A 6133-nucleotide genomic window follows, 5' to 3' on the forward strand; every position below is an offset into this window, starting at 1 on the left:
TTCTAACAGTCTTGCAGTTCAGGGGTTTGGTTGAGAATCTGATTCCGAATAGACGTGAAGTTGTGGTAAGCATCAGAATCTAAACGATCGCGCCGAAAGACCGCCAGGTTGTGACAATTCTGGAATGCCAGCTTCACGTCAAAGTGCCGCTCTACTGCCCCCCGAATCGCATCACCCCCCACCATGCGAAGCAATTGTCCTCGCGCCTGTTCGCTAGGTGGAGCGACTGCATAGTTTGCCCACTCTTCGCCATCCTGGTGGAGGCTATGGGACAGCTTCTCGACAATATTCCAGGCATAGGGCAAGGATTGCTGGATGGTTTCGACAAAGGCTGACTCATCCACCTCGCCTGCTGCTGCTTGTTGAACCAGGGCTTCACTAACGTTTAGAGACATTTTTTCTCCTCATGATCCATTAACTGCAAAACATCGTCCTATGATACAACTAAAATAATAATCATTCTCACAACCTAGTAATTGATTCATGCCTGATGCCGTGTTTGCTCTGCCAGACTCCATTGACCTGGCGATCGTCGGGGCGGGGCCCCATGCCCTGACACTGGTAACCCACCTCTTGCAAAAGAAAAAATCGATGCGAGGACGGTTTCTCGTCTTCGACCCCAGCGGCACCTGGATGAGTCGTTGGAATCATCAGTTTGCGGCGTTGGAAATTCCTCATCTCAGGTCGCCAGCCGTCCACCAACCCGACCCCAATTCCCACGCCCTTCGCACCTTTGCCGAGTCTCGCCCCAATGAACTGTTTCCACCCTACGACCTGCCGGGAACTCGATTGTTTCAGGACTTTTGCCAGGATGTGATCCGTCGCTGGCAGTTAGAGAATTGCGTGTGTGCGGCTCAAGTTGTGCGGGTTAAACCGTTGAGTAATCGCCGTTGCTCCCGATTTTGTTTAGAGTTATTGGATGGGCGAACGCTGATTGCTCGCCGAGTCGTCATTGCCAATGGGGGTGGAATCCCTCATGTACCAGAGTGGGTCAAGCAGGTTCCAACAAATTACCCAGCCGATCGCCTCTTACATTCCAGCCAAATTGATTTACGGGGATTGCAACTCCAAGGTGAACGAGTCCTGATTATCGGCGGTGGATTGACCAGTGGACATTTGGCGGTTGGCGCAATTCAACGCGGCGCACAGGTGCTACTCATGTCCCGACGTACCATTTACGAGAAACTGTTTGATGCTGATCCAGGCTGGCTGGGCCCGAAATATCTCAAAGACTTTTGGGCGGAACCGGATTGGTACGCTCGCTGGCAAATGATTCAGCAGGCGCGGAATGGGGGTTCTATGACCCCAGCGATGCTAACTCAACTGCGTCGTTTACAGCGAGATGGGCGGCTTGTGTTTTATGAGCAGTGCCAAGTTTCTCAAGCCAGATGGAGCGGAGACCACTGGCAGGTGTGTTGTGATCATGCAGACGTGCATGAATGCATTCAGCATCAAACAATTGATCGCATCTGGTGCGCCACGGGTAGCCAGTTAGATGCAACAAAGCACGCACTGTTGAACGATGTTTTCGACACTTATCCCATCGATATTGTGAACGGGTTGCCAATTGTGGATGAATGCTTACGCTGGCGAAACTGTGAGCTATTTATCATGGGTGGGTTAGCTGCATTACGCACTGGGCCAACGGCGCGAAATTTGTCAGGCGCAAGGGCAGTGAGCGATCGCGTTGTCCCAGCCATCATCAAGCCTAGGTTGGCAATGGCTTCTCATTAGTTGTTCTAATTGGGATGGTGCATCCTGGAACTCCGTGCAAACAGGCTAGAATGTCAGTATCAAACGAGGCGTGCGGCTTTGCCGATTCCCTTTGGGATCGTTGCCAGTTCTGACGGAAGTTGCACTGATGATTTACGGAAATCGAACCCTTCTAGCATGGCTTACTCGTACTGTGTGTGCGATCGCCACGCCAATGTTGATGATTGCTTCCCTAATACAATCCGCATGGGCGACTCCACAGGTGGTAAAGTCAGCCGGATTGAAGTCGGATCTGAATGTGCCGTTTTCTCAACCCGTGCAGGTGGAAGATCCGTACCGCGATCGCTCCCGCAAGGTGATTAGTCTCTGGAGTCGGGATGCGGTGCGAGTGCTGTTGACGAACAATTTGCGGCAGTGTGGCTACGGCTATGCTTACAGTGCCAGTCTGCGTTGCCTGTCGCCGGATTGCCAGACGATCGCGGGTGCAGGCGTGGTGCGATAACTATTGGTGAAGGTGGGCGATCAAGTGCTGCGACTGTCGGGGGAGAACGGCAGGTTTGCGGTGAGTGGAGAAGTGGCAGGGGTGTTGAAGAATGTGCCGGAGCAGAATATTGCGATCCGGTTGATTTTGGAGGGGGGCGAATCGGTGGATAGTGAGATTGGCAAGGAAACGGTGAAGTTGTGGCGATCGATCTACTAAATTGAAGGCTCCAAACGGGTGGCTAAAATACTCTGCGCGATGGCAGAACCCACCCCTATGCTTCGACCATAACAACGTACCACCACAGAACCACTTACTGTTCGGCTAAGGATTTGCACCTCTGCCCCAACAATCATCCCTGCATCAGTGAGTTCTGCCAGGGCGTTAAGACAATGCAGTTTAATGATGCGGACACGATCGCCAGCATTCGTTTGAGCTAAAAGAATCAAAGGGCTGGAATGATCAATCTGCTTCACCGCAGTTAACCCTGCTTGAACCGCTAAATCCACTTCCGCTTCGCAACCTCCAGACAAAAAAGTGAATTCGCGCCAAACAGGAAGTTCCGATAAATCCGGCTCGTCAGTCATGCTGCCTCCAATCAGGATGGGCTAGATTGAAAGCTAGTGTAGCACTCTTGATACTGGCTTGCATTAAACTCCTGCCATTCCTTTAGCAACTATCCATTATCAATTGTCTGATTTTATTGAAGCATAGCTAGTTACAGGAATTGGAAAGTAGTTGAGCATTGGGCTGAAGGTGCACTCGTTCTATAAACTTAACAAAAGCATCACTTTCTTTATATTTCTTAATCGCACTTTAATAGGAAAGAATTGCAATAGTCATGCTAAGATGCCTCCAAAGCTTATTGAATGTTTTCTCAATAAGCCTGACCTTTAATCTAATTCAGGAGGACTGTGTATGGTCAGAACTACAGACCAGCCGCTCGAAACTGTTCCTTGGTGGGCTGGCAATGCCCGCCTCACGAATCTCTCTGGCAAACTTTTGGGTGCTCATGTCGCCCATGCTGGATTAATTGTGCTGTGGGCAGGCGCAATGACGTTATTTGAGCTTGCCCACTTCGATCCGCAACAGCCAATGTATGAGCAAGGTTTAATTCTGTTGCCTCATTTAGCAACTCAGGGTTGGGGCATTGGAGCAGGCGGCACGGTAGTAACTACCTATCCCTACTTTGTGATTGGGGCCTTACATCTAATCTCATCTGCATTTCTAGGATTTGGTGGAATCTTTCATTCGTTGCGCGGCCCAGAAAAATTAGAGCCAAAGTTCCGCTTTTTTGGCTATGACTGGGCGGATACGAACAAAATGACGACCATTTTAGGAACTCATCTGGTGCTGTTAGGAATTGGTGCATTGTTATTGGTTGCCAAAGCGATGTTCTTCGGTGGATTGTATGATCCAACGATCGAAAATGTGCGGGTGATCACTAATCCCACCCTCAATCCTGCGATCGTTTTTGGTTACGTATTTGGTGCAGTGGGCAAATTTTGGATTGCAGGTGTGAATAATCTGGAAGATGTGGTCGGCGGTCATATTTGGGTTGGATTACTCTTGATTGGCGGTGGTATTTTCCACATTGTTACCAAACCGTTTGAATGGACGCATCCGCTGTTTGTTTGGTCTGGAGAGGCGTATTTATCCTACAGTTTGGGTGCGTTGGCGCTAATGGGATTTATTGCAACGTTGTTTGTTTCAGTTAACACGACAGTGTATCCTGAAGTGTTTTATGGCCCAATGCTGGTGATTCGGCAGAATGTGATTCCCTACTTTGCCTCACCTGATCCTGATTTTTTAAGTGCGCGATCGTGGTTGGCAAATGCACATTTCTGGTTAGCGTTCTTCTTTTTGCAAGGACATATCTGGCACGCACTGCGGGCACGCGGGTTTGACTTCCGCAAGGGTCGGATTAATGACGCGGCAGTGTTGCCCCAACCTGTCTAACAAGAATTGACGAGTCTAACTTTGACTGAATCATGTCGATCGCAGTCATTACCTAACAGCCGCAAATCGGCTGCAATCTGAGAGAGAACATAGAACACGGTTGTAATCAGTTGTGATGATTCAATGGAGATCTCTACTATGACAGCAGTTACTGCTGAAAGCCCTTATCAACAGCAAATTCCGAGAACAGGCTGGTGGGCTGGTAATTTTCGCTTGGTCAATCTATCGGGTAAACTGCTTGGCGCGCATGTAGCTCATGCTGCTTTAATGCTGTTGTGGGCTGGTGGCATGACCTTGTTTGAAGTGTCGCGCTTCATTCCGACCAAGCCTATGTATGAGCAGGGGCTAATTATCCTACCTCACCTAGCAACACTCGGTTTTGGCGTGGGTGCAGGCGGACAAATTACCAGCGTTTATCCTTATTTTGTGATTGCGGTGTTGCACATTGTTCCCTCAGTTATTCTGGCAGCCGGAGGGATTTATCATTCGCTGCTAGGTCCAGAGGTGCTGGAAGATAGCCCAACTTGGGCGAGTTTCTTTGGCTATGACTGGAAAGATACCGATAAGATGACGACCATTTTAGGCATCCACCTAACACTGTTGGGGCTGGGAGCCTGGTTGCTAGTCGTCAAAGCCATGTTTTGGGGTGGATTGTTTGACCCCTGGGTTGCAGGCGGTGGTGATGTGCACGTGATTAACCATCCAACACTCAACCCCGTCACCATTTTCGGCTATCTGTTTGGCACTCATGGTTCAGAAGGCATAGCAGCAGTTGATAATTTGGAGGATGTGGTGGGTGGTCACATTTGGGTTGGCGGAATGCTGATCGCAGGTGGACTGTTCCACATCCTGACGCAACCGTTTGCCTGGGCACGGCGTATTCTAATCTACTCCGGTGAGGCATATCTGTCCTACAGCATTGGTGCCGTTGCCTATATGGGGTTTCTTGCCGCCTACTTTGTCAGCGTCAACAACACGGTTTACCCGGAAGTGTTTTATGGACCGTTGGGAACGTTGACGAGTCAAGTACCGACAGAAACGTTACCGACTGCGATCGGTATTGTCTCTGCTCGCGGCTGGTTAGCCACATTCCACTTCGTGCTGGCAGGATTGTTTTTAGCGGGTCACATCTGGCACGCGATTCGATCGCGCGGAGATGCCGCCGGGTTTGATTTCAAACGGGGAAGTGTAGTACGACCACCCGCAGATTTGCAAGCGGGGAATCTACTAACCCCAATTAACTCCTCAGATTTCACCCTAAATTTCCTCAAGAACTTACCAATCTATCGATCAGGGTTGTCTCCACTCACACGCGGCTTAGAGATTGGGATGGCGCATGGTTATTGGCTCATTGGCCCCTTTGTCAAACTCGGACCCTTGCGGGATTCAGCATCAGCAAATTTGGCTGGTTTGATTGCCGCTGCAAGTTTGATTGTAATTGCAACCGTTTGTCTATCTTTGTATGGCAGTATCACCTTTGAACGACGGCTAGAAGCGATACCCCGCCCTGCCTTTGCGGAGATGGTGCCCAATGTTTCAACCTCCCTGCAAACGGTGGAAGGCTGGAGCCAGTTTTCCAGTGGCTTTTTGATTGGCGGTATGGGTGGCGCGATTTTTGCTTACCTGCTGTTGAACAATCTTGACCTGTTTCGACAGTTAGTTTAGGCGCGTCAACTGCGTGAACCAAGTTTTGCTGTTCGGAATGAGAATTAAATAACTTCGACAATTGTAGAGTCTCGGATCGCCCTCCTCACGAAGTGGGGCGAAGCCCTCGCCAACCCTTCTCCCTAGGGAGAAGGGGGCTAGAGTCTGGTTCCCTCTACTTGGGGAGAGAGCTAGGGTGAGGGTGAAATTTCGGAGTCATAGCTGTATTCACTTTAGTTAGGACGCTGCCTGTTTGAGAACAGATTCCATCGCAGCCCGTAAACTAGTGGACTGTCAAGGTTGAAATGAGGGGTAAAGCCGTTTGAGTTTAACCCG

The 6133-nt window shown here is 49.9% G+C and carries 7 protein-coding genes; 5 read left to right on the forward strand and 2 right to left on the reverse strand.

Annotation, left to right across the window (positions count from 1 at the left end; all coding sequences use genetic code 11):
- Nucleotides 1-2: 2 nt before the first annotated feature.
- Nucleotides 3-395 carry an SCO5389 family protein gene (locus ACKFKF_RS01990; RefSeq protein ID WP_446866132.1) on the reverse strand — a complete coding sequence of 131 codons (393 nt, stop codon included), beginning with the start codon at nt 393-395 and terminating at the stop codon, nt 3-5.
- A gap of 88 nt (nt 396-483) precedes the next feature.
- Here ACKFKF_RS01990 and ACKFKF_RS01995 point away from each other — a divergent pair, with 88 nt between their 5' ends.
- The 3 genes from ACKFKF_RS01995 to ACKFKF_RS02005 all read left to right on the forward strand — a co-directional run bounded on the left by ACKFKF_RS01995 (nt 484) and on the right by ACKFKF_RS02005 (nt 2413).
- Entirely contained in the window at nt 484-1734 is a 1251-nt protein-coding gene (locus ACKFKF_RS01995) for a SidA/IucD/PvdA family monooxygenase (protein WP_446866133.1), read from the forward strand.
- A 127-nt stretch (nt 1735-1861) separates the two neighbouring features.
- Nucleotides 1862-2215 carry a hypothetical protein gene (locus tag ACKFKF_RS02000; RefSeq protein ID WP_446866134.1) on the forward strand — a complete coding sequence of 118 codons (354 nt, stop codon included), beginning with the start codon at nt 1862-1864 and terminating at the stop codon, nt 2213-2215.
- A gap of 12 nt (nt 2216-2227) precedes the next feature.
- Nucleotides 2228-2413, forward strand: coding sequence for a hypothetical protein (locus tag ACKFKF_RS02005; protein WP_446866135.1), 186 nt, complete (start codon nt 2228-2230; stop codon nt 2411-2413).
- On the opposite strand, the gene ACKFKF_RS02010 is transcribed toward ACKFKF_RS02005, so the two are convergent.
- Nucleotides 2410-2781 carry a FeoA family protein gene (locus ACKFKF_RS02010; protein WP_446866136.1) on the reverse strand — a complete coding sequence of 124 codons (372 nt, stop codon included), beginning with the start codon at nt 2779-2781 and terminating at the stop codon, nt 2410-2412. The genes ACKFKF_RS02005 and ACKFKF_RS02010 overlap by 4 nt on opposite strands.
- A gap of 331 nt (nt 2782-3112) precedes the next feature.
- Here ACKFKF_RS02010 and ACKFKF_RS02015 point away from each other — a divergent pair, with 331 nt between their 5' ends.
- Nucleotides 3113-4153, forward strand: coding sequence for a chlorophyll a/b binding light-harvesting protein (locus ACKFKF_RS02015; RefSeq protein WP_446866137.1), 1041 nt, complete (start codon nt 3113-3115; stop codon nt 4151-4153).
- A 138-nt stretch (nt 4154-4291) separates the two neighbouring features.
- Nucleotides 4292-5818, forward strand: coding sequence for a chlorophyll a/b binding light-harvesting protein (locus ACKFKF_RS02020; RefSeq protein WP_446866138.1), 1527 nt, complete (start codon nt 4292-4294; stop codon nt 5816-5818).
- The last annotated feature ends 315 nt before the right edge of the window (nt 5819-6133 follow it).

Source organism: Phormidesmis sp. 146-12, from assembly GCF_052939495.1.